Annotated in this window: 19 protein-coding genes; 12 read left to right on the top strand and 7 right to left on the bottom strand. The window is 69.5% G+C overall.

Translation table 11 applies throughout. The annotated features are described in order from the left end of the window. From C3Y15_RS16550 to C3Y15_RS16530, 5 genes are all read right to left on the bottom strand, one after another. A partial coding sequence (locus tag C3Y15_RS16550) for an acetyl-coenzyme A synthetase N-terminal domain-containing protein (RefSeq protein WP_279588462.1) occupies nucleotides 1-208 on the bottom strand: 208 nt, incomplete at its 3' end. Between the two features lie 247 nt (nucleotides 209-455). Further along, nucleotides 456-2360 carry a sigma-70 family RNA polymerase sigma factor gene (locus C3Y15_RS16545; RefSeq protein WP_166677052.1) on the bottom strand — a complete coding sequence of 635 codons (1905 nt, stop codon included), beginning with the start codon at nucleotides 2358-2360 and terminating at the stop codon, nucleotides 456-458. After that, nucleotides 2344-2655 (bottom strand): high-potential iron-sulfur protein, encoded by a 312-nt coding sequence (locus tag C3Y15_RS16540; RefSeq protein ID WP_011880615.1) that lies wholly within the window; start codon nucleotides 2653-2655, stop codon nucleotides 2344-2346. Before C3Y15_RS16540 ends, C3Y15_RS16545 begins: the two co-directional genes overlap by 17 nt. Before the next feature lie 76 nt (nucleotides 2656-2731). Beyond that, nucleotides 2732-3997 carry a transporter substrate-binding domain-containing protein gene (locus C3Y15_RS16535; protein ID WP_034194615.1) on the bottom strand — a complete coding sequence of 422 codons (1266 nt, stop codon included), beginning with the start codon at nucleotides 3995-3997 and terminating at the stop codon, nucleotides 2732-2734. 84 nt (nucleotides 3998-4081) lie between these two features. Continuing rightward, nucleotides 4082-5809, bottom strand: coding sequence for a methanol/ethanol family PQQ-dependent dehydrogenase (locus tag C3Y15_RS16530; RefSeq protein ID WP_011880613.1), 1728 nt, complete (start codon nucleotides 5807-5809; stop codon nucleotides 4082-4084). Nucleotides 5810-6371: 562 nt separating this feature from the next. Between C3Y15_RS16530 and C3Y15_RS16525 the strand changes: the two genes are divergently transcribed. Together C3Y15_RS16525 and C3Y15_RS16520 are read left to right on the top strand one after the other, a co-directional pair. Further along, nucleotides 6372-6632 carry a hypothetical protein gene (locus C3Y15_RS16525; protein ID WP_059671690.1) on the top strand — a complete coding sequence of 87 codons (261 nt, stop codon included), beginning with the start codon at nucleotides 6372-6374 and terminating at the stop codon, nucleotides 6630-6632. Further along, nucleotides 6629-8929, top strand: a complete 2301-nt coding sequence (locus tag C3Y15_RS16520) for a TonB-dependent receptor (RefSeq protein WP_034194613.1) — start codon at nucleotides 6629-6631, stop codon at nucleotides 8927-8929. The genes C3Y15_RS16525 and C3Y15_RS16520 overlap by 4 nt, the downstream gene beginning before the upstream one ends. Here the strand turns inward: C3Y15_RS16520 and C3Y15_RS16515 are convergent. Next, nucleotides 8914-9885, bottom strand: a complete 972-nt coding sequence (locus C3Y15_RS16515; RefSeq protein WP_046425563.1) for an alpha/beta fold hydrolase — start codon at nucleotides 9883-9885, stop codon at nucleotides 8914-8916. The genes C3Y15_RS16520 and C3Y15_RS16515 overlap by 16 nt on opposite strands. A 314-nt stretch (nucleotides 9886-10199) precedes the next feature. Between C3Y15_RS16515 and C3Y15_RS16510 the strand changes: the two genes are divergently transcribed. From C3Y15_RS16510 to pqqE, 6 genes are all read left to right on the top strand, one after another. Next, the gene (locus tag C3Y15_RS16510) at nucleotides 10200-12224 is read left to right on the top strand and encodes a sigma-54-dependent Fis family transcriptional regulator (RefSeq protein ID WP_124260122.1); all 2025 of its coding nucleotides are present in this window, start codon (nucleotides 10200-10202) and stop codon (nucleotides 12222-12224) included. A 300-nt stretch (nucleotides 12225-12524) separates the two neighbouring features. Continuing rightward, a complete protein-coding gene (gene pqqA / locus C3Y15_RS16505) occupies nucleotides 12525-12599 on the top strand; it encodes a pyrroloquinoline quinone precursor peptide PqqA (protein WP_006410019.1) in 75 nt (24 codons plus the stop codon). A gap of 64 nt (nucleotides 12600-12663) precedes the next feature. Next, nucleotides 12664-13587, top strand: a complete 924-nt coding sequence (pqqB, locus tag C3Y15_RS16500) for a pyrroloquinoline quinone biosynthesis protein PqqB (RefSeq protein WP_011880608.1) — start codon at nucleotides 12664-12666, stop codon at nucleotides 13585-13587. Nucleotides 13588-13589: 2 nt separating this feature from the next. Then, nucleotides 13590-14309: a pyrroloquinoline-quinone synthase PqqC gene (gene pqqC / locus C3Y15_RS16495; protein ID WP_046425562.1), complete on the top strand. Its 720-nt coding sequence runs from the start codon at nucleotides 13590-13592 to the stop codon at nucleotides 14307-14309. Next, complete coding sequence (gene pqqD / locus C3Y15_RS16490) at nucleotides 14306-14587, top strand: pyrroloquinoline quinone biosynthesis peptide chaperone PqqD (protein WP_011880606.1); 282 nt, start codon at nucleotides 14306-14308, stop codon at nucleotides 14585-14587. Before pqqC ends, pqqD begins: the two co-directional genes overlap by 4 nt. Nucleotide 14588: 1 nt before the next feature. After that, nucleotides 14589-15713, top strand: a complete 1125-nt coding sequence (gene pqqE, locus C3Y15_RS16485; RefSeq protein WP_014726238.1) for a pyrroloquinoline quinone biosynthesis protein PqqE — start codon at nucleotides 14589-14591, stop codon at nucleotides 15711-15713. A 40-nt stretch (nucleotides 15714-15753) separates the two neighbouring features. On the opposite strand, the gene C3Y15_RS16480 is transcribed toward pqqE, so the two are convergent. Continuing rightward, complete coding sequence (locus C3Y15_RS16480; protein WP_166677054.1) at nucleotides 15754-16812, bottom strand: DNA topoisomerase IB; 1059 nt, start codon at nucleotides 16810-16812, stop codon at nucleotides 15754-15756. Nucleotides 16813-17230: 418 nt separating this feature from the next. Here C3Y15_RS16480 and C3Y15_RS16475 point away from each other — a divergent pair, with 418 nt between their 5' ends. The 4 genes from C3Y15_RS16475 to yjfF all read left to right on the top strand — a co-directional run bounded on the left by C3Y15_RS16475 (nucleotide 17231) and on the right by yjfF (nucleotide 21885). Beyond that, entirely contained in the window at nucleotides 17231-18193 is a 963-nt protein-coding gene (locus C3Y15_RS16475) for an ABC transporter substrate-binding protein (RefSeq protein ID WP_011880603.1), read from the top strand. A gap of 70 nt (nucleotides 18194-18263) precedes the next feature. Further along, the gene (locus tag C3Y15_RS16470) at nucleotides 18264-19778 is read left to right on the top strand and encodes a sugar ABC transporter ATP-binding protein (RefSeq protein WP_124260120.1); all 1515 of its coding nucleotides are present in this window, start codon (nucleotides 18264-18266) and stop codon (nucleotides 19776-19778) included. Continuing rightward, on the top strand, nucleotides 19775-20800 hold the full coding sequence (locus C3Y15_RS16465; protein ID WP_059458291.1) for an ABC transporter permease: 1026 nt from the start codon (nucleotides 19775-19777) through the stop codon (nucleotides 20798-20800). The genes C3Y15_RS16470 and C3Y15_RS16465 overlap by 4 nt, the downstream gene beginning before the upstream one ends. Further along, the gene (gene yjfF, locus C3Y15_RS16460) at nucleotides 20797-21885 is read left to right on the top strand and encodes a galactofuranose ABC transporter, permease protein YjfF (protein ID WP_059462485.1); all 1089 of its coding nucleotides are present in this window, start codon (nucleotides 20797-20799) and stop codon (nucleotides 21883-21885) included. The genes C3Y15_RS16465 and yjfF overlap by 4 nt, the downstream gene beginning before the upstream one ends. Nucleotides 21886-21899: the final 14 nt, after the last annotated feature.

Genomic DNA, 21899 nt, shown 5'->3' with positions numbered 1-21899 from the left:
CGAGCACCTTGGTGAACGGCTTGTGCCAGCTCAGGTTCTCGCGCGCGAGACGCGCCCAGAAGCCCTCGTAGTCCTGCTCGGCCTCGGCGACGAGCGCACGGTAGGCCGGCATGCCGGAAATGGTCGCGCGTGCGCGCGTGTCGGCCGTCGGTTCGAAGATTCGGCTTTCCTGAAGGATCGATACGAGGGCGGTCAAGGTGTTCTCCATAATTTGTCTGGGTGTGGCTCGAATAGCAAAACGCAACTAGCATGCCAATCGCCGCCGCGATCCGGTCGAATCGGCACGCATGCCCGTCGCGCGCGGCGTTCCGGAATCGATAGGGGATGCAAACGATCTGCGCATGGCCGCGCGGCATCGTGAGCGGCGCGATCGTTGCGCCGAAATGCAGCAGCGGGTGTTGCAGGTGTCAACATGGCGGCGGACGGCGGCGCATGCGCCGCCGTCCGCGCGCGGGCTATGCGATGAACGCGCGCAGCACGTCGAGCCCGTCGGACGCGCGCAGCCGCGCGAGCGCCGACGCCTCGATCTGCCGCACGCGTTCGGCGGACAGGTTCAGCTGTCGGCCGATGTCGCGCAGCGAGCAGCCTTCGTCCGCGTGCAGCCCGTAGCGCAGCCGCAGGACGGTCGCCTCGCGCGCCGGCAGGCGGCCGATCATCGCCGCGATCGTGTCGCGCAGCTGCGCGGCGCCGGCGGCGTCTTCGGGCGACGGCGTCGATACGTCGGGCGCGACGTCGACGAAGGTCATCTCGCCTTCCGGCGAGACGGGCGCGTCGGCCGACATCGGCTCCTTCACGATCGACATCAGGTCGCGCACCTTGTCGAGCGGTTCGCCCATTTGCGCGGCCAGTTCGTGCGGCGTCGCGGCAGCGCCGGAACGCTGCCGGTGTTCGCGCGCGATCCGCGTCAGTTTGTTGATCGCGTCGACGGTGTGCGTCGGCACGCGGATCGTGCGGCCGAGATCGGCGAGCGCGTGCGTGATCGCCTGCCTGATCCACCAGGTCGCGTAGGTCGAGAAGCGGAAGCCGCGCCGGTGATCGTAGCGGTCGATCGCTTTCAACAGCCCGATGTTGCCTTCCTGGATCAGGTCCGCGAACGGCAGCCCGCGGTCCGGGTAGCGCTTCGCGATCGATACGACGAGCCGCAGGTTCGCGTCGAAGAGGCCCATCCGCGCCGGTTGCATCGCGCGCTCGATCGTGTCGAGCCGCGCATCGAGCAACGCGATCGTGTCGGGCGGCAGCGGCGATGTGCGCGCGGCCCGCGCGATCGCGTCGCGCGCGTCGACCAGCTCGGCCGCGCGGCGCGTCAGCGCAAGCTCGCATTCGGGATGCGCGGCGATGCACGCCGCGAGCCAGCCGGCGTGATCGCCGTCGCGCTGCACGCACGCGGCCGCCGCGCCGTGCGGCACGCCGGCGTCGGCGAGCGTGCGCGCGAGCCGGCCGTGCAGCGTGCGCTGCCGGCGCGCGTGCGTGCGCAGCGGCTCGCTCATGCGCTCGAGTGCGCGCATCGACATGCGCAGCGTGCCGAGCAGGGCGCACGATTCGCGCACGCAGGCGCGGTAGGCGAGACCGTGCGCGCCGTCGGTTTCCAGTGCGGCGCGCATCGCGGCCGCGAGCGCGTCGATCGGCGCCAGTCGCGCGAGCACGGCATGACGGCAGAGCCCATCGTCGGCCGGAGCGTCGTCGTCGCGCGTGCTCGCGCCCGCGTCGGCCGGCGTATCGCCCGCATGCGGGCTGGCGGCGGCGCCGTCGGCGGGCGCCAGGTCCGCGCTGTCCGCGATGGACAGCACGTAGGCGGACGCGGCGGTCCGGCCTTCGGCGATCTCGATGCGCATCGCGACCAGTGCGTCGAGTGCCTGCGGATCGCCGCACAGCACCGCGACCGACGCCGCGCGGCCGCGCTCGATCCGTCGCGCGTGCATGATCTCCTCGTCGCGCGTGAGCAGCGGCGTCATGCCCATTTCGCGCAGGTAGAGGCGTACGGGGTCGGTCGTGCGCGGTGCGCTGAGCTCGGCCGCGGCGAGCGCGCCGGCCCCTTCGGCCCACGCACGCGCGCTCGGCGTGGGCTGGAAGTAACGGTCGAGCGTCCAGCCCGCGGCGTGCGCGCCGTCCGACACCGCGATGCCCAGCTCGCGCAGCATCGCGGCCGTCGCGTCGACGCCGCCCTGATGGGCGTCGTCGTCCGGCAACGCGTCGATGATGTCGCCGTACGTGACGAAGCCGCGTGTGAGCCCCGTCGAAATCAGTGCGTGCAGGTGCGCCGCGTGAGGCGCCGCGTCGCCGTCGTGGCCGGCGGCGCGCACCGGCACCGGCGCGCGCCGTGGCGCCGGGCGCGCCGGCAACGCGTCACGCGCCCTTGGCATACACGTTGCACCAGCCGTCAGCCGCGACCGACTTGCCGGCGAACATCGGGCAGGTGCCGGCGTCGGCGCTTTCGCTCTTGTAGAAGCGGCAGTTGGCGCAGCGCTGGCCGCTCTGGTATTTCGGGAACTTCGCGGCGTCGACGCTCGACGCGCGCGCGCGGTAGCCGAGCGTCTTCGCGGTCGCGTCGTTCTCGTCGACGAGCGGCAGCGCGGCGAGCGCGGAGCGGGTTGCGGCGAGCGCCGCGCACAGTCCGATGGTCTGGACGATGAAGGTTCTGCGATTCGGGTTGTGCATCACGGTCGTTTCCTGTTGAAGAAGAAATCTTGCCGACGCGCGGCCCGGCATGTGCCGTGGCGGCCGCGCGCCGCGCTTACTGGCTGGCTTGCTTGTGTCCGCCCGGGCCGGCGACGAGCGGCGCGTTGGACGCGCGCGCGGTGTCGGCGCTCAGCTTGGTCTTGGACGCGGCATAGCCGTTGGACGCGAGCAGGAACGCCATCAGGTCGGCGTACTCGTCGTCCTTCATCTTGCCCGGCTGGTCGGCCGGCATGTTGGTCGCCATGTAGCCGAACACGCCGCCGATCGTCAGATGCGAATGCGCGAGCGGTGCGAACGACGGGCCGCTCAGCGCGGGCGCCGTATTGCCCTCGAGATCGACGCCGTGACACTTCGCGCACGCACTGCCGTACAGCGCCTTGCCATGCTCGACCTGGGCCGCGTCGAACGACGGCGCGGCTTCGCCGGTGCTGTCCGAAACGCGGATGAAGCCGCCGCCGGCCGCACGCCCGCCGGCGCGGATCACGCCGGCGCGCGATGCGCCCGTGGCCAGCGCGCCGTCGAGGAAGCGCGGCGTCGCGCGCGAATCGTGCGTGGCGCGCGCTTCGAGCGCGTTGCCGGGCAGCGCCCATTTGCGCGTCAGCGCAGCGAGGCGGCCCGATTGCTTCATCTGCGTGAGGGCGGCGTCGATCCGCTGCTGCAGCTCGGCCGAACGTTGCGCGAACGCGAACGTGAGCTGCCATTCCGCATAAGGAGAAGAGGTCGCGCCGATGCTGAACGCCTGTTTCGGATGCGCTGCCTGGTAGGCGACGACCGCCGGATACCAGACGATCGCGCGGTTCGCGCGGCCGCGGGCGACCGCGTCGACGGTCTGCTCCGACGTGTTCTCGAGATCGAAGCGGGCGTTCTTCTGCTGCACCGCGATCAGCTGCGCGGGGCTTGCATACGTCGCCGCGACGATTTCGCGTTCGTTGGCCGGCTTGGCCGCGTCGCGGCGCGTGACGCTCACGTAGCCGGAGCGCAGGTAGCCCTGCGAGAACAGCAGTTTGGTGTCCGACGCGTCGGCGATCGCCGAGCGCGGGAAGCCGGCGAGCACGTCGCAATCGTGCTCGAGGATCTTGGCGAGCTCGTGGGCGGACACGCCGTCGTCGTCGCTGCCTGCGGCGTCGTGCGCGGCGAACGTCGCGGCGATGCCGGCCGTGCGGAACGCCTCGCGGGCGACGGCCTTGTCGAGCCCGGCGGTAGGGGTGCCCGGCAGCGAGCAGACGCGCACCGCAGGCGCGGCCATGGACAGTGCGGGAATCAGTGCCGTGCCTGCCGCGAGCGCACTGGCGACGGCTACGCGGGAAAGTCGAAGGTTCATGTTCGTACGCTCGGTGGGTAATGGGAACGAAGGGGAGGACGCCCGCACCGTTGGCGCGGGCGTCATGCGGTGGTCGGACGCCGATCAGCCGCGGTTCAGCGCGAACACGTACAGCGTGCCGCCGCGCGGTACGTCATCCGCGGCCTTGGCCATCGGGCCGCCCCAGATCGGGTTCGCGCCGCCGTAGCCGGCGAGCACCGCGACGTATTCCTTGCCGTCGACTTCGAACACCGACGGCTGCGCGATGATACCGCTCGCGAGCTGCGGGCTTTCCCACAGCACCTTGCCGGTCGACACGTCGAACGCATACAGGTGGCCGTCGAGCGAGCCGCTGAACGCGAGGCCGCTGGCGGTCGTCGCGACGCCGCCGTTCCACGGCAGCTTGCTCCAGTGGCTCCACACCTTCTTGCCGGTGTTGACGTCGATGGCCTGCAGTTCGCCGTAGCCTTCGCTGCCCGGTTCCGGCTTGATCTCGAAGCCTTCGCCGAGATACGGCAGCCCTTCCATGTAGTTGACCGACTTGCCGGACAGGCTCATGCACGCATGCAGCGTCGGCACGATCGCGAGATGACGCTCGGGGTCGTACGACACCGACCACCAGTTCTTGCCGCCGAGGAAGCTCGGGCACGTCTCGATCGTCGTGCCGACCTTCGGATACTTCGCCGGGTCCTGGATCGGTGCGCCGTCTTCCGTGTAGCCGGTGACCGAGGTCGCCTTCACGAACGGCTCGGCGTAGATCAGCTTGCCGCTGTCGCGGTCGATCGCGTGGAAGTAGCCGTTGCGGTCCGCATGGATGATCGCGTCATGCTCCTTGCCCTTGTACTTGATCGTCGCGAGCACCGGCGTGTTCACGCCGTCGTAGTCCCACGTGTCGTGCTTCGTGTACTGGTAGTGCCACTTGAGGTCGCCGTTCTTCGGGTCCAGCGCGAGCAGCGAATCGGAGTACAGATTGTCGCCGGGGCGCAGGTCCGCGAGCCACGGCCCCGGGTTGCCGACGCCCCAGTACAGCGTGCGCGTCGCCGCATCGTAGGTGCCGGTCAGCCACGCCGGCGCGCCGCCGTGCGCCTGCATCCCGTCGGGCCACGTGTCGGCGTGCTTCTCGCCCTGGCCGGGGATCGTGTAGCGCTTCCACAGCACCGAGCCGTCGTTCGGGCTCAGCGCCGCGATGAAGCCGCGCGCGCCGTATTCGCCGCCCGAACTGCCGACCACGATCGCGCCGTCGATCGCGAGCGGCGCGAGCGAGAACGCGTAGCCGAGGCCCGGTTCGAACATCTGCTTCTTCCACACGAGCGCGCCGGTCTGGGCGTCGAGTGCGGCCACCTCGCCGCTCAGCATCGCGACGTAGACGTTCTTGCCGTACAGCGCGACGCCGCGGTTCACGACGTCGCAGCATGCGGTCTTGAACGACTCGGCGCCGAGCTTCGGCTCGTACTTCCACAGTTGCGCGCCGGTGGTCGCGTCGAACGCGTAGACGTTGTCCTTCGGCGTGGTGACGAACAGGTAGCGGCCGTTGACGATCGGCGTGGCCTCGAAGCCCTGCTTCAGCTCGGCCGGAAACTTGTAGCTCCATGCCTGCGTGAGCTGCTTCACGTTCGACGCGTCGATCTGCTTGAGCGGCGAATGCGCCTGGCCGTTGTAGGTGCGGTAGTAGGTGAGCCAGCCCGGGTCGCGTTGCGCATCGGTCAGCCGCTGATACGTAACGGCCGGATAATCCGCGGCGGCAGCCACCAGGCCGGGATTCAAGACGATCGCGGCAGCCGCCGCGATGCCGATCGATGCCAGTCGGCTCTTCGAAGCCGAGAGTTTCTTCATGGTTGTCTCCTGAGTCATTGTGGTCGCACCGCGGCCAACATCCGGCCAGGCCGGCTGGGTGGGGTTCCGGGATCAGTGCGCAGCCAGTAACGCAAATCGCATGCCATTGATGCGCGAGCATTGCCGCGCAACGTGCGGCGGGCGATTCGCGCGCGCCGTGCGGTCGCGTGCCGATGGTTGCGGTTGATCAATGGTTGTTGCGTTCGGGGACAACCGTGCGTGTAGTGTTGCTAAAGATGACAGTGCATTCATCGTGCGGCGGAACAACGATGCACGCTGCGCCGTGCTCGCGTTCGAGGCGGGCCGGCTCGCATCGATCAACGAGATGAAGCCGTCGCGTGCCGCTGGTTTTCACCGATTGCGCAGTTCCGGTGCCGGCGCCGACGGGCATCGCGCCGCGCATGTCGGCGCATCTCGCGGCGTGCTGATCCAAAGTGACACAGGTGCAGCGGCAGTGACACGAAGTGCAACACGCGCGTGGCCCAGTGTCGCAATGCGTCCGCGGGTGAGTGGGTCGGCTTCGCGCTGACAAGGCCACCCGCAAGGCGACCGGCATTTCGGCATGCTTCTTGCCATCTGGATCACGAAGCGATTCGTGCAGCGCGAAACCGGATGCCATTTCCAGAACGATCCAATGGGCTCGACGGAGACGGTGTCGCACGCATGCGTTGGGCATCGGCCGAACGCGGATGGCATCGCATTCGCCGCGTGCGCGCAGCCGATGACGCGAAACCGACCGCGGCCGCCGATACGGCGCCTGCGCTTGCTGTATCGCTATACACGACAACACGACGACAAGACGACTGAGGAGACCCGTAAATGAAGGAAGCCGAACTGGCGAAGCGCTGCCGGGCCGCCGGCCGCGCCGGCGCAACGCTGTGGGTCGGCGGCATGCTCGGCGGCTGGCTGACGCCCGCTGCCGCGCAGGTCGCGCCGTCGGATCCGGCCGCGGAGCAGACGCTCGCGCCGATCGTCGTCGTCGGCACGACGCCGCTGCTCGGCATCGGCACGCCGCTGTCGCGCGTGCCGGCCAACGTCCAGACGATACGTGGCGACGACGTCGACCGGCAGCACCGCGGCGTGTTGACCGACTACCTCGAGCGCAACGTGACGAGCATCGACATCAACGACGCGCAGGGCAACCCGTACCAGGCGGACGTGAACTACCGCGGCTTCACCGCGTCACCGGTCGTCGGCACGCCGCAGGGGCTGTCGGTGTTCGTCGACGGCGTGCGCGTGAACGAACCGTTTGGCGACGTCGTCAACTGGGATCTGATTCCGCAGGCCGCGATCGACACGATGCAGCTGATTCCCGGCTCGAACCCGACCTACGGGCTCAACACGCTCGGCGGCGCGCTCGCGATCACGACGAAGAACGGCAGGACCAGCCCCGGCGGCGCCGCGCAGCTGTCCGGCGGCTCATGGGGGCGCAAGACCGCGCAGTTCGAGCAGGGCGGGCGCATCGGCAGCGCGCTCGACTACTACGTGACGGGCAACGTCGCGAACGACAACGGTTGGGCCGATCACAACGCGAGCCGCGTACGGCAGGGCTTCGGCAAGCTGCGCTACGTGGATGCCGACACGACGCTGTCGATCTCGGCCGGCGGCGCCGACAACGCGCTGCAGGGCACGCAGACGATTCCGCGCTCGTTTCTCGACAACCGCGCGCAGGCGTACACCTATCCGGACCTGAATCGCAACAGCGCCGCGTACGTCACGCTGTCGGGCGATCATGCGTTCAACGATCAGGTGCAGTTGAGCGGCGGCGTTCATTACCGGCACTACCGCAACACGAACACCAGCAGCAACGTGAACGACGACTTCGGCAGCGTCGACGACAGCGGCGCCGTCGACACCGTGCAAGGGACCAACGACCGCTCGACGATCACGACCGACAGCTACGGCGCGGCGCTGCAGCTGACGCTGCTCGGCAAGCTCGCCGGTATGGACGAGCAGTTCGTGATGGGCGCGTCCGCCGATCTCGCGACGTCGGGTTTCGAGCAGGCGTCGCAGCAGGCGGCGTTCACGGACGCGCGCGCGACGGTGGGCGTCGGCAACTTCACGCAGACGACCCGCGCCCGGACGCGCAACGCGAACTACGGCGTGTACTTCGACAACACGCTCGCGCTCACGCAGCAGTGGGCGTTGACGCTGGCCGGCCGCTACGACTGGTCGCGCGCCGCGATCGAGGACGTGAGCGGCCAGCAGCCGCTGCTCACCGCGCGTCATACGTTCTCGCGGTTCAATCCGGCCGTCGGCGTCACGTGGAATCCGGTGCCGGGCTTCACCGCGTACGCGACCTACAACGAGGGAATGCGCTCGCCGACCGCGATCGAGCTCGCGTGCGCGGACCCGGCCGCGCCGTGTTCGCTGCCGAACGACTTTCTCGCCGATCCGGCGCTCAAGCCGGTGATCGCGAAGACCTTCGAGTTCGGCGCGCGCGGCCGCGCGGGCCAGGCGACGACGTGGAGCGCGGCGGTCTACCGCACCACGCTCGCCGACGATATCCAGTTCATCAGCAGCAACGGCGGCGCCAGCACGCTCGGCTATTTCCAGAACGTCGGCAACACGCGGCGGCAAGGCGTCGAGCTGGCCGGACACACGCGGCTCGGGCCGGTGGGGATCGGCGCGAGCTACAGCTATGTCGATGCGCGCTACCGCTCGACGTGGACCGAAAGCAGTGCGAGCAATTCGAGCGCCGACGCGCGCGGCAACATCGTCGTGCATTCCGGCGACCGGATTCCGGGCATTCCGGCCAGCACCGTGAAGCTGCGGCTCGATTTCGCGGCGACGCCGAAGTGGAACATCGGCACCAACCTCACGTATCGCGGCGGCGTATTCGCGCGCGGCGACGAGAACAACCAGGACGCGAACGGCACGATTCCCGGCTATTTCCTCATCGATCTCGACACGACGTGGCAGGCGACCAAGCATCTGCAACTGTTCGCGTCGGTCACCAATCTGCTCGACAAGCGCTATGCGAACTTCGGCACGCTCGGCCGCAACTTCTTCAATGGCCCGAATCATTCGTTCGACGGGCTGAATCCGGTCAACGAGCAGTTCGTCGGGCCCGGCGCGCCGCGCGGCGCGTGGCTCGGCGCGCGCTATGCGTGGGACTGAACGGGCGCGTCGGCTGCCGTGTGCCGATTGGCCGGCATGACGGCCGGCAGTGCGCGCACCGCAGCGGCGACGCCGCGCGCGAGCGCAGCGTCGCGCGTGAGGTGGCCGGCCGGCACGCGCTCGACGAGCGCGGCCGGCACCGCGCGCGCGAGGCGCGCGACGTTGTCGACCGGACACACGCGGTCGCGCGTGCCGTGCACCGCGTGAATCGGCACGCCGGCGTCGGCCGCCCGTCGCGCGAGCGCGAGCAGCCGGCGCTCGCCGAGCCAGCAGTCGTGCAGCAGGTAATGGGCCTGAATCCGGTACTTGTCGATCAGGCGCTCGAGCGCCGGTTGCGTCGTGCGCGTGCGGCGGGTCGGTCGCCCGGTCAGGATCGCGTCTTCGTAGGCGCTCCACGCGAGCGCGAGCGCGCGTTGCCGCGCCGCGCTCGCGCCGGGCTGCAGCCGTCGCGCGAAGCTGGTCGTCAGGCGCTCGGCGCGCGCGGTGCCGGCCGCGTCGATCAGGCGTCGCCACGCGCGCGGCGCGTGCGCGCGCATGCCGACGAACAGCGCGCGCACTTCGCGCGACGACGTGAGGAACAGGCCGCGCAGCACGACGCCGCTGACGCGCGACGGATACCGTCCGGCATACGCGAGCGCCAGCGCCGCGCCCCACGACCCGCCCACGACGCCCCAGCGCGCGATGCCGAGCTGCGCGCGCAGCGCGTCGAGATCGCGCAGCAGCCGCGTCGTGTCGTTGTGCCGCAAGCCGCCGCGCGGCGTCGATGCGCCAGCGCCGCGCTGGTCGACCAGCACGACGCGCATGCGTTCGAGGTCGAACAGGCTCAACACCGCGGGCCGGCTGCCGCTGCCGGGGCCGCCGTGCAACACGACGACCGGCTCGCCGAGCGGATTGCCGGCTTCGGTCCACGCGATCGTGCAGGCGTCGCGGTGCAGGTGCTTGAAGGTGTGCGTCATGTCGGTCGGGGTAGAGGGAGAAGGCGGCGACGGCGCGCCGCGCGCTTGCGTCCACTGAAGCGAGAATCGCGCCCGCGCGCAAGCTAGGGATTCGTCCGGGTGGCGGTGCGCCAAGGTTTCGCGCTATCACTGGGCCGTACCGGAAACGCATTGCACGACGTGCCTCGCGATGCCGATTTCATTTTCCTTTCAATGTCGGCCGGACGCCGACGCAACGCGACGACCTCGATGAGCGGGCCGCCCTGTGGCCCGATGTTTGCTTGCATCGATGGCAAAGAGTCCGGCATCGACCGGAAGGATCCCCGGAGGAGACAATGCGCGATGACGTTTATCCGACGGCCGGCGCTCGGGCACCGCAAGTGCCCGGCTGGCCGACGCCGACGATCCAGAAGTCCCATGAGCGGTCCGAAACGTTCGGTCTGCAGGCGTCGACACGCCCCGACTACGACCTGCTGTCCGGCACCGCGCTGGCGCTGAAGCGCGAGCAGAACCGCGTGCTGTGCGTCCACGCGATGCCCGTGATGGAGACGCTGCACGAGCAGATCGTCAACACGCAGAGCATGATCGTGCTGACCGATGCGGAGGGCCTGATCCTGCATTCGATCGGCGACGACGATTTCCTGCGGCGCGCGGAGCGCGTCGCGCTGCGCCCCGGCGCGAACTGGGCCGAGAACCGCCAGGGCACCAACGCGATCGGCACCGCGCTCGCCGAGCGGTGTCCGATGGTCGTGCACGGCGACCAGCACTTTCTCGCCGCGAACCATTTCCTCACCTGCTCGAGCGTGCCGATTCTCGATCCGTACGGCGACGCGATCGGCGTGCTCGACGTGACGGGCGACCATCGCAGCTATCACCAGCACACGATGGCGCTCGCGAAGATGTCGGTGCAGATGATCGAGAACCATCTGTTCACGACGACCTTCCAGGAAACGCTCCAGGTGTCGTTCCACGGCCGCCCCGAATTCCTCGGCACGCTGATGGAGGGGATCGTCGCGTTCACCGCCGACGGCCGCTTCCTGTCGGCCAACCGCAGTGCGCAATTCCAGCTCGGGATGCCGCTCGCGGCGCTGCGCGCGCATACGCTCGCGTCGCTGTTCGACGTGACGAGCGCGCAGTTGATCGACCGGATGCGGGCCAGCACCGAGCCGCACGTGTCGCTGAATCTGGGCAACGGCGCGGTGGTCTGCGCGCGCGTGCAGTTCCGGCGCGCATCGCGGGCCGAGGGCAGCCGCCCGGCCGAAGTCCACGACGGCGGCACGGCGCAGGCCGCGCGGCCGACCGCTGCGCAGAACGCGGCGAGCCTGTCGCGGCTCAGCTACCTCGACACCGGCGATCCGCAAGTCGCGGCCGTGATCGCGAAGGTCCGCAAGGTGATCGGCAAGGACATCCCGGTGCTGATCACCGGCGAGACGGGCACCGGCAAGGAGCTGCTCGCGCAGGCGATCCACAACGACTCGCCGCGCCGCGACGGTCCGTTCGTCGCGGTGAACTGCGCGTCGATTCCGGAGACGCTGATCGAATCCGAGCTGTTCGGCTATGAGGAAGGCGCGTTCACCGGCGCGCGGCGCAAGGGCGCGACCGGCAAGCTGCTGCAGGCCAACGGCGGCACGCTGTTTCTCGACGAGATCGGCGACATGCCGTATCCGCTGCAGGTGCGGCTGCTGCGCGTGCTGCAGGAGCGCATCGTCAACCCGCTCGGCTCGACCAAGGCGATCGGCGTGGACATCGCGATCATCTGCGCGACCCACCGCGACCTGCGCGAGATGATCGCGCAGAACCGCTTCCGCGAAGACCTGTACTACCGGCTCAACGGCCTGGTCGTGCGCCTGCCGCCGCTGCGCGATCGCACCGACCTCGCGGTGGTCGTGCAGAAAATGCTGCAGCGGGAGACGCTGTCGGGCCCAGGCCGCCGCCCGTTGAGCGTCGCGCCCGACGTGATGGCGCTGTTCGAGCGCTGCGGTTGGCCGGGCAACTTCCGGCAGCTCGCCAACCTGCTGCGCACCGCCGCCGCGATGGTCGACGAAGACGGCGAAATTCGCCGCGAGCATTTGCCGGACGATTTCTTCGACGACGTGCGGCGCGAGCCGACACCGGCCGCCAACGGCCACGACGTGGCGTCGCTCGCGGCGGAGCCCGCGCCGCTGGCCGCCGCGGCGGCGGCGGCAGCCGCCAGCGATGCGCGGCTGCAGGACGTGGCCGCGTCCGCGATCGCGGCCGCGCTCGCCCGTCACGGCGGCAACGTATCGGCCGCGGCGCGCGCGCTCGGCGTGTCGCGCAACACCATCTACCGGAAGATGCCGGCCGCCGCCCAGGACGCGACGGAGCCCGAAACGCGCTGACGCCGCCGCGAGTGTCACACCGGTGTGTCATGTTGCAACACCCGGTGTTCAAGGATTCAACACCTGCAACGCCCGTCGGGCACACCCGAGCGTGTCGCCCGACGGCTTCCGAAAGAGTTTCGTTGGCATAACGTAATAATTGCGGCGTCATCACGATGCGGCGGCTATCGCACGCCCGCGCAGGCCCGCGCACGCCGCCGCGCCGCGCGCCCGCCGCCCCGGCACGCTCCTTGCTGAACTGGTAACGGCCGCTCGATCGATGCGGTTGTTCGATTCACCAACTCAACAAGGAGACACATCATGCAGTGGACCACCCCGGCTTATACCGACCTGCGCTTCGGCTTCGAAATCACGATGTACATCGCCAACCGCTGATCGACGCACGCAGTGCCGCCCGCGTCGGCGAACCCGATGCGGGCAGCACCCGGAGCACACGCAGATGAAGATCAAGATACTCGGCTCGGGCGCCGGCGGCGGGTTGCCGCAATGGAACTGCAACTGCAGCAACTGCCGTCGCGCCCGCACCGGCAGCAGCGGCATCGTGCCGCGCACGCAGTCGTCGATCGCGGTCAGCGGCAACGGCGTCGACTGGGTGCTGGTGAACGCGTCGCCGGACATCCTCACGCAGCTGCGCGCCGATCCCGACCTGCAACCGGCACGGCAGATCCGCGACAGCGCGATCGCGGCCGTGATGCTGTGCGATGCGCAGATCGATCACGTGACGGGCCTGCTGATGCTGCGCGAGCGCACCTCGCCGCTGCCGCTCTACGCGAGCGCGCCGGTGCTCGAGGACCTGTCGACCGGGCTGCCGCTCGTCCCGCTGCTCGGCCACTACTGCGGCGTCGACGTGAACCCGATCGCGCTGCGCGAGCCGTTCGCGATCGCCGGCGCACCCGGCCTTCGCTTCACCGCGCTGCCGGTCGACAGCAAGCCGCCGCCTTACTCGCCGCATCGCGCAGCCAGCGTGCCGGGCGACAACATCGCATTGCTGATTCAGGACACGGCCACCGGCCGCCAGGCGTTCTACGCGCCGGGGCTCGCCGACGTCGACGACGGCGTGCGCGCCGCGATGCGCGACGCCGAGCTGGTGCTGGTGGACGGTACCTTCTGGACCGGGACGGAGATGATCGACCTCGGCCTGTCGTCGAAGCACGCGGCCGACATGGGGCATCTCGCGCAGCGCGGCGACGCCGCGCACCCGGGGATGATCGAGCGGCTCGGGGTGTTGCCCGCGAGCACGCGCAAGGTCCTCACCCACATCAACAACACGAATCCGATTCTCGACCCCGGTTCGCCCGAGCGTGCGCAGCTGCGCGAGCACGGCATCGAGGTCGCCCACGACGGCATGCAATTCGAGGTTTGACCATGAACGCACCGATTCCCGCTGCGGCGCTGCACGCGACGCCCTGGAGCGCGCAGGAGTTCGAGGCGCGCCTGCGCGCACTCGAATCGCGCTATCACATTCATCATCCGTTCAACCGGCGGATGAATGCCGGCGAATGCTCGCGCGAGCAGATTCGCGGCTGGGTCGCGAACCGCTTCTACTATCAGATCAGCATTCCGCTGAAGGACGCGGCGATCCTGTCGAACTGCCCCGACCGCGAGACGCGCCGCCTGTGGGTCGAGCGGATTCTCGACCACGACGGGCACGGCGAGAGCGAAGGCGGCATCGAGGCGTGGGCGCGCCTCGGCGAGGCGGTCGGCATCGAGCGCGCGCAGCTGTGGTCGCTCGAGCGCGTGCTGCCGGGCGTGCGCTTCGCGGTCGATGCGTACGTCAACTTCGCGCGTCGCGCGCCGTGGCAGGAAGCCGTGTGCTCGTCGCTGACCGAGATGTTCGCGCCGCAGATCCACCTCGACCGGCTGGCCGGCTGGCCGTCGCACTACCCGTGGATCGAGGCCGACGGCCTGCAGTATTTCCGCAGCCGCGTGCCGCTCGCGCAGCGCGACGTCGAGCACGGGCTCGCGGTGACGCTGAGTCATTTCACGACACCTGACGCGCAACGGCGCGCGCTCGACATCCTGTCGTTCAAGCTGGATGTCCTGTGGCAGATTCTCGATGCGATCGAAAAGGCATATCCCGCATGAACTCGAACGAAGCCGTCAGCGGCGTGCCGCTGCGCCCCTCGCTGAGGGGCATGTACCGCCTGCAGTGGGAGGCGGCCCAGGACGCATACGTGCTCCTGTATCCGGAAGGGATGGTCCGGCTCAACCCGAGTGCCGGCGAGATCCTCGTGCGCTGCGACGGCACGCGCGAGCTCGACGACATCATCGGCGAACTCGAGCAGCTGTTCAGCACGTCGGATCTTGCGTCGGACGTCTACCGCTTCCTCGATCATGCGCGGCTGCGCGGCTGGCTCGACTGACATGGACACGACCCCCGATCAGAACCGGCCGTCGGCGCCGCTGTGGCTGCTTGCGGAGCTCACGTACCGCTGCCCGCTGCATTGCGCGTTCTGCTACAACCCGGTCGATTTCGCGACGCACGGCGCGGAGCTCGACACCGACGCGTGGCGCACGGTGATCAGCGACGCGCGCGCGCTCGGCGCCGCGCAGATCGGCTTTTCCGGCGGCGAGCCGCTGCAGCGCGACGATCTGGAAGAACTGGTCGGGCATGCGCGCTCGCTCGGCTTCTACACCAACCTGATCACGTCGGGCGTGGGCCTGAACGCGACGCGCATCGAGCGGCTCAAGGCGGCCGGCCTCGATCATATCCAGCTGTCGCTGCAGGATTCGACGCGCGAGCTGAACGACTTTCTCACCAGCACGCGCACCTTCGACCTGAAGCGCGGCGTCGGGCGGCTCATCAAGCAGCACGGCTACCCGATGGTGCTGAACTGCGTGCTGCATCGATACAACCTGCCGCACGTGGGGCAGATCATCGAGATGGCGCTCGATCTCGGCGCGGATTTTCTCGAGCTCGCCAATACGCAGTACTACGGCTGGGCGATGCTCAACCGCGACCAGCTGATGCCGACCGCCGAGCAGTTGCGCGACGCGGAGGAAACGGTCAACCGCTACCGCAAGCTGGTGGGCGAGCGCTGCAAGATCCTGTTCGTCGTGCCCGACTACTTCGAGCAGCGGCCGAAGGCGTGCATGAACGGCTGGGGCTCGGTGTTCCTCGGCGTCGCCCCCGACGGCGCCGCGCTGCCGTGCCATGCGGCGCGCTCGCTGCCCGGCCTCACGCTGCCGAACGTGCGCGAGCAGTCGCTGAAGGAGATCTGGTACGACAGCGACGCGTTCAACGCGTTTCGCGGCGATGGCTGGATGCGCGAGCCGTGCCGCACCTGCGACGAGCGGCATGTCGATCATGGCGGGTGCCGCTGCCAGGCGTACATGCTGGCCGGCGATCCGGCCGAGGCCGATCCGGTGTGCTCGAAATCGGCCCATCACGGCCGGGTCGAACAGGCCGTGCAGTTCGCCCGCCGCGAGCAGCGGCAGGACGAGCGTCCGCTGGTGTTTCGCAGCACGGCGAATTCGCTCGGGCTGTAACGCCGACCGCGGGCCGGCACGGCCCGCGTCACTTCCCGCGTCACTCTTTCTGCGGCCGGGCCGAGCGCCGCTCGGCCTGCTCGAGCAACGCGACGAACGCCGCTTCGTCCGCGCGCAACCCTCTCGGCTTGCGCGTCACCTCGAGCGTATCCAGCAGGCCGGCCTCGAACGTGTCGAGCACCACCGGATGGATGTAGCAACGCCGGCACACCGCCGGCGTGTTGCGCAGGATGCCGGCGACGGCCCGCACCGTCTCGACGATCTGCTTGCGCGCCTGCGTGACGCTCTCGTGCGGGATGCGCCTGAGCAGCGCCAGCGCCTGCACGCTGCCGGCCCAGGTCCGGTAGTCCTTCGCGGTGAACTCCGCGCCCGCCGCTTCGCGCAGGTAGTCGTTCACGTCGGACGAGCCGACCGAATGGCGCGCGCCGTCGTCGTCCACATACTGGAACAGCTCGTGCCCCGGCAGCTCCGCGCAGCGTCGCACGATGCGGCCCACGCGCGGGTCCTCCACCGTCACGTCGTGCTCGATGCCGCTCTTGCCGGTGAAGCGCAGCCGCACCTGTCCGGGCCGGATCGTCACGTGGCGCTTGCGCAGCGTCGTCAGCCCGAACGACGCGTTCTCGCGTGCGTATTCGGTGTTGCCGATCCGCGCCAGCGTGGTGTCGAGCAGGCGGACGATGGTCGCGACGATCTTGTCGCGTGGCATTCCCGGCAGCGCGAGGTCGCGCGCGACACGCGCGCGGATCCGCGGCAGCGCAGCCGCGAAGGCGGCCATCCGCGCGTACTTGTTCGCGTCGCGCGTCTCGCGCCACAGCGGGTGATAGCGGTACTGCTTGCGCCCGCGCGCGTCGCGGCCCGTGGCCTGCAGATGGCCGCGCCGGTCCATGCAGATCCACACGTCGGTGTACGCGGGCGGAATCGCCAGCGCGTTGATGCGCGCGATTTCGTCGGGGTCGCGGATGCGCTGGCCGTCCTGTCCGTAATACGCGAAGCCGCTGCGCACGCGCCGGCGCGTATAGCCGGGATGCCGGTCGTCGACGTGGCGCAGCGCGGCGTCCACCCGCGCGCCGCCGTTCGAGCGGGACGGGCGCTTCGTCATGCTGCAGCGCGGCAGGCGGCGGCCGGGGGCCGCGCGCTGCGATTTCGGTTCGCGTCCGGCACGCATCGCGGTTCTCCTTGTCTTGAACGAGCCTGAGCGCCGGAGCAAGTTGCGTGCGCCGCGTCGCCGGCGCCGCTCCAGGGCCGATTGCACGGCCTGCGGCACGGCTCGCGGTGGCGCGCGCCGCGGATCAGTGTTTATACGTATGTCGATAGTTGTATCGCTTCAATCCAAGATTTCATTGGCAGGTTATCGGACTTGTTCCTAGACTGATGCGGGGCGTCTATTCCGGGCCGGCCGCAAGCGCCGGCTCGCGTGGCCCCGCACCGCGCCCGCGCGACGCAGAACCACAACAGCGCAGCGCGGCACCGCGCCACGCCGGCGCCGCGGCATACAACGACATCATCGGAGACGGACCATGACATTCATCAGGAAGCTGGCGACCGGCGCGATCGTCGCGGCGGCGACGCTGCTGACCACCGGCGCCTACGCGCAGCAAAAGCAGATCACGCTCGGGTTTTCGCAGGTGGGCGCGGAGAGCGCGTGGCGCACGGCGAACACCGTGTCGGTGAAGAGCGCGGCGAAGGAGGCCGGCATCAACCTGAAATTCTCGGACGCGCAGCAAAAGCAGGAGAACCAGATCCGCGCGATCCGCTCGTTCATCGCGCAGAAGGTGGACGTCATCGCATTCTCGCCGGTCGTCGAGTCGGGCTGGGAGCCGGTGCTGACCGAAGCGAAGGCGGCGCATATTCCGGTGATCCTGACCGATCGCGGCGTCGACGTGAAGGACCCGTCGCTGTACGTGACGATGATCGGTTCCGACTTCCTCGAGGAAGGGCGGCGCGCGGGCCACTGGCTCGAAGAGCGCTACAAGAACGACGCCGGCCCGATCAACATCGTCGAGCTGCAGGGCACGGTCGGCTCGGCGCCGGCCAACGACCGCCGCGCGGGCCTGCTCGAGGTGATCAAGAACAATCCGAAGTTCAAGGTGATCGCGTCGCAAAGCGGCGACTTCACGCTCGCCGGCGGCAAGCAGGTGATGGAAGCGTTCGCCAAGACCTACGGCAAGCAGATCAACGTCGTCTACGCGCACAACGACGACATGGCGCTCGGCGCGATCCAGGCGATGGAGGAGGCCGGCATCAAGCCCGGCAAGGACGTGAGCGTCGTGTCGTTCGACGCGACCAAGGGCGGCTTCCAGGCGATGGTCGCGGGCAAGATCAACGTCGACGTCGAATGCAGCCCGCTGCTCGGCCCGCAGCTGATGACCGCCGTGAAGGAGGTGGTGGCCGGCAAGCAGCTGCCGAAGCGGATCGTCACGAACGAGACCGTGTTCCCGATGAACGTCGCCGCGCAGGTGCTGCCGACCCGCAAGTACTGAGCGTCGCTTGCGGCGCGGACGGCGGCCGTCGCGCCGCCGTCCGGCCACTTCAACGAATCGAGGGCGATCCATGACGAATCCGCCGGTGGTCGAGATGATCGGCATCGACAAGGCGTTTCCGGGCGTCAACGCGCTGCAGCGCGTGAATTTCAGGCTGTTTCCGGGCGAGATCCATGCGCTGATGGGCCAGAACGGCGCGGGCAAGTCGACGCTGATCAACGTGCTGACCGGCGTGCATGCGCACGATGCGGGCGAGATTCGCGTCGGCGGCGCGCCGGTGAACTTCGCGGCGCCGCGCGAGGCCGAGGCGGCCGGCATCCAGACGCTGTACCAGGAGGTCAACCTGTGCGCGAACCTGTCGGTCGCGGAGAACATCTTCGCGGGCCGGCAGCCGATGCGGCGCGGCGCGATCGACTGGAAGGCGATCCATGCGCGCGCGCGCGACGCGCTCGCCGAGCTCGACCTGTCGCTCGACGTCACTCGCTCGCTCGACGCGTATCCGATCGCCGTGCAGCAGATGGTCGCGATCGCGCGCGCGGTGTCGGTCGACGCGCGCGTGCTGATCCTCGACGAGCCGACCTCGAGCCTCGACGACGGCGAGGTCGCGCGGCTGTTCGACGTGCTGCGCCGGCTGAAGGCGTCGGGGATCGCGATCCTGTTCGTCACGCACTTTCTCGAACAGACCTACGCGGTGTCCGACCGCATCACCGTGATGCGCAACGGCGAGCGCGAAGGCGAGTACCTCGCGCGCGAGCTGCCGGTCGACCTGCTGGTCGCGAAGATGACCGGCCGCGAGCCGGTGTCCGGCACGCTGCAGGCGGGCGCGGCGGCCGTGCAGCGCGATGCCGGCGCGAGCGCGCCGTTTCTGTCGATGCAGCGCGCCGGCCGGCGCGGGATGATGAGCCCGCTCGATCTCGACGTGCGGCCCGGCGAAATCGTCGGGCTGGCCGGGCTGCTCGGCTCGGGGCGCACGGAGACCGCGCGGCTGGCGTTCGCCGCGGAGCGCACCGACACCGGCGCGATCGAGATCGACGGCCGGCGCGCGCGGCTCGCGTCGCCGCACGACGCGGTGCGCAACGGCATCGCGTATTGCCCCGAGGACCGCAAGAAGGAGGGCATCGTCGCCGCGCTGTCGATTCGCGAGAACATCGTGCTCGCGCTGCAGGCGCGGCGCGGCTGGTGGCGGCTGATCGGGCGGGCGCGCCAGCGCGAGCTTTCGGACACGTACATCGAGCGGCTCGGCATCAAGGCGCGCGACGCGGAGCAGCCGATCGGGCTGCTGTCGGGCGGCAACCAGCAGAAGGTGCTGCTCGCGCGCTGGCTCGCGACGGAGCCGAAGCTGTTGATTCTCGACGAGCCGACGCGCGGCATCGACGTCGCCGCGAAATTCGACATCATGGAGCGCGTGCTCGCGCTGTGCGCGCAGGGGCTCGCGATTCTGTTCATTTCGTCGGAGATCAGCGAAGTGGTGCGCGTGAGTCACCGGATCGCGGTGCTGCGCGATCGCCACAAGGTCGCCGAACTGACCGGCAGCGATGCCTCGGAGGAGCAGGTGTACCAACTGATCGCGGGAGGCCGCTCATGATGCGGCTGCGTTCGCTGTTTCGTCATTCGCTCGCGTGGCCGGTGCTGACGCTCGCGCTGCTGTTCGCGCTGGACGTCGCGCACCGGCCGGGCTTCCTGTCGATCTCGCTGCTCGACGGCCATCTGTTCGGCGCGCCGATCGACATCCTGAATCGCGCGGCGCCGCTCGTGATCGTGTCGCTCGGGATGACGCTCGTGATCGCGACGCGCGGCATCGACATCTCGGTCGGCGCGATCGTCGCGATCGCCGGCGCGGCGGCCGCGATCGTGCTCGACGGCGATCCGTCGCGCGTCGGCGTCGCGCTCGCCGCGGCGCTCGGCGTCGGGCTGCTGGCGGGCGCATGGAACGGCGTGCTGGTCGCGTTCGTCGGGATGCAGCCGATCATCGCGACGCTGATCCTGATGGTCGCGGGGCGCGGGATCGCGCAGCTGCTCACCGGCGGACAGATCATTCCGATCGGCGCGCCCGGCTACCTGGCGCTCGGCGGCGGCTATCTCGCGGCCGTGCCGTGTTCGGTGTGGATCGCGATCGCGACGATCGCGGCGATCGCATTGCTGGTCAACCGCACGGCGCTCGGCCTGTTCATCCGCGCGATCGGCGTGAATCCGGTCGCGACGCGGCTCGTCGGGCTGCGCGCGGGGGCCGTCGTGTTCGGCGTCTATCTGTGTTCCGGCGTGCTGTCGGCGCTTGCCGGCATCCTCGCCAGCTCGAACGTGCGCAGCGCCGACGGCAACAACGCGGGGCTGCTGCTCGAGCTCGACGCGATCCTCGCCGTGACGCTCGGCGGCACGTCGCTGCTCGGCGGCCGCTTCAGCCTCGCGGGCTCCGTGCTCGGCGCGCTGATCATCCAGACGCTGACCTACACGACCTATTCGATCGGCGTGCCGCCCGAGGCGACGCTCGTCGTCAAGGCGATCGTCGTGATCGTCGTCACGCTGATCCAGTCGGACGCGGCGCGCGCGCTGGCGCTGCGCCACGCGACGCGCGCGCTGCGCGCCACCACCGGAGCGACGCCGCGATGAACCGATTCCTCGCACGGCTCACCGACCCGCGCACGCTGCCGATCGTCGTGACGATCGCGCTGTTCGCGGCGCTGTTCGGTTTCGGGTCCGTGATGTATACGGGCTTCTTCTCGATGCAGGTGCTGACCGGGCTGCTGGTCGACAACGCGTTCCTGCTGATCGTCGCGATCGGGATGACTTTCGTGATCGTGTCGGGCGGCATCGACCTGTCGGTCGGCTCCGTCGTTGCGCTGACAACCATCCTGTGCGCCGTCGGCGCCGAGCGGCTGCATTGGCCGGTGTGGGCGATCGTGCCGATCGTGCTGTTGTTCGGTGCGCTGTACGGCGCGGCGATGGGCGCGCTGATCCACTACTTCCGGCTGCAGCCGTTCATCGTCACGCTGGCCGGGATGTTCCTCGCGCGCGGCGCGTGTTTCCTGATCACCACGCAATCGATCACGATCAACGAGCCGACGTTCCATGCGCTCGCGGGCATCAGCGTGCCGCTCGGCGGCGGCATGCTCAGCGCCGGTGCGCTGATCGCGCTCGCGACGCTGGCCGCCGCGATCTACGTCGCGCATTTCACGCGCTTCGGCCGCAACGTCTACGCGATCGGCGGCAACGAGCGCTCGGCGTTGCTGATGGGGCTGCCGGTCGCGCGCACGAAAGTCGGCGTGTATGCGTTGAGCGGCTTCTGCTCGGCGCTCGGCGGCGTGGTGTTCACGCTGTACGTGCTGTCCGGTTACGGACTGCAGGCACAGGGGATGGAGCTCGACGCGATCGCTGCGACCGTGATCGGCGGCACGCTGCTCACGGGCGGCGTGGGCTACGTGATCGGCTCGGTGTTCGGCGTCGGGATTCTCGGCACGATTCAGGTGCTCATTACGTTCGACGGCACGCTGAGCTCGTGGTGGACGCGCATCGTGATCGGTGCGCTGCTGTGCGTGTTCTGTCTGCTGCAGCGGGTCATCGAGCGGCACGCCGCACGGCGCCGCACCGGCGGCAGCGGGCTCGATCCGAAGCGCGCGACACGGGAAACTGCTCGGCCCGCGGCCGCTGCGCCGGGCGACGACGCGGCGCTGGTGTCGACGATGCCGCGGTTGTAGCGTGAGGGCGGTGC

The organism is Burkholderia sp. B10, from assembly GCF_004368385.1.
In the GTDB taxonomy this organism is placed as follows: Bacteria; Pseudomonadota; Gammaproteobacteria; order Burkholderiales; family Burkholderiaceae; genus Burkholderia; species Burkholderia vietnamiensis.
The sequence above is the reverse complement of the archived record's forward strand: the minus strand, read 5'-3'. Positions and strand labels throughout refer to the sequence as shown.

Coding starts and splice junctions, on each gene's coding strand:
- C3Y15_RS16545 (WP_166677052.1), bottom strand. CDS start 2,360: ATGCCAAGGGCGCGTGACGCGTTGCCGGCGCGCCCGGCGCCACGGCGC.
- C3Y15_RS16540 (WP_011880615.1), bottom strand. CDS start 2,655: ATGCACAACCCGAATCGCAGAACCTTCATCGTCCAGACCATCGGACTG.
- C3Y15_RS16535 (WP_034194615.1), bottom strand. CDS start 3,997: ATGAACCTTCGACTTTCCCGCGTAGCCGTCGCCAGTGCGCTCGCGGCA.
- C3Y15_RS16530 (WP_011880613.1), bottom strand. CDS start 5,809: ATGAAGAAACTCTCGGCTTCGAAGAGCCGACTGGCATCGATCGGCATC.
- C3Y15_RS16525 (WP_059671690.1), top strand. CDS start 6,372: ATGCTTCTTGCCATCTGGATCACGAAGCGATTCGTGCAGCGCGAAACC.
- C3Y15_RS16520 (WP_034194613.1), top strand. CDS start 6,629: ATGAAGGAAGCCGAACTGGCGAAGCGCTGCCGGGCCGCCGGCCGCGCC.
- C3Y15_RS16515 (WP_046425563.1), bottom strand. CDS start 9,885: ATGACGCACACCTTCAAGCACCTGCACCGCGACGCCTGCACGATCGCG.
- C3Y15_RS16510 (WP_124260122.1), top strand. CDS start 10,200: ATGCGCGATGACGTTTATCCGACGGCCGGCGCTCGGGCACCGCAAGTG.
- pqqB (WP_011880608.1), top strand. CDS start 12,664: ATGAAGATCAAGATACTCGGCTCGGGCGCCGGCGGCGGGTTGCCGCAA.
- pqqC (WP_046425562.1), top strand. CDS start 13,590: ATGAACGCACCGATTCCCGCTGCGGCGCTGCACGCGACGCCCTGGAGC.
- pqqD (WP_011880606.1), top strand. CDS start 14,306: ATGAACTCGAACGAAGCCGTCAGCGGCGTGCCGCTGCGCCCCTCGCTG.
- pqqE (WP_014726238.1), top strand. CDS start 14,589: ATGGACACGACCCCCGATCAGAACCGGCCGTCGGCGCCGCTGTGGCTG.
- C3Y15_RS16480 (WP_166677054.1), bottom strand. CDS start 16,812: ATGACGAAGCGCCCGTCCCGCTCGAACGGCGGCGCGCGGGTGGACGCC.
- C3Y15_RS16475 (WP_011880603.1), top strand. CDS start 17,231: ATGACATTCATCAGGAAGCTGGCGACCGGCGCGATCGTCGCGGCGGCG.
- C3Y15_RS16470 (WP_124260120.1), top strand. CDS start 18,264: ATGACGAATCCGCCGGTGGTCGAGATGATCGGCATCGACAAGGCGTTT.
- C3Y15_RS16465 (WP_059458291.1), top strand. CDS start 19,775: ATGATGCGGCTGCGTTCGCTGTTTCGTCATTCGCTCGCGTGGCCGGTG.
- yjfF (WP_059462485.1), top strand. CDS start 20,797: ATGAACCGATTCCTCGCACGGCTCACCGACCCGCGCACGCTGCCGATC.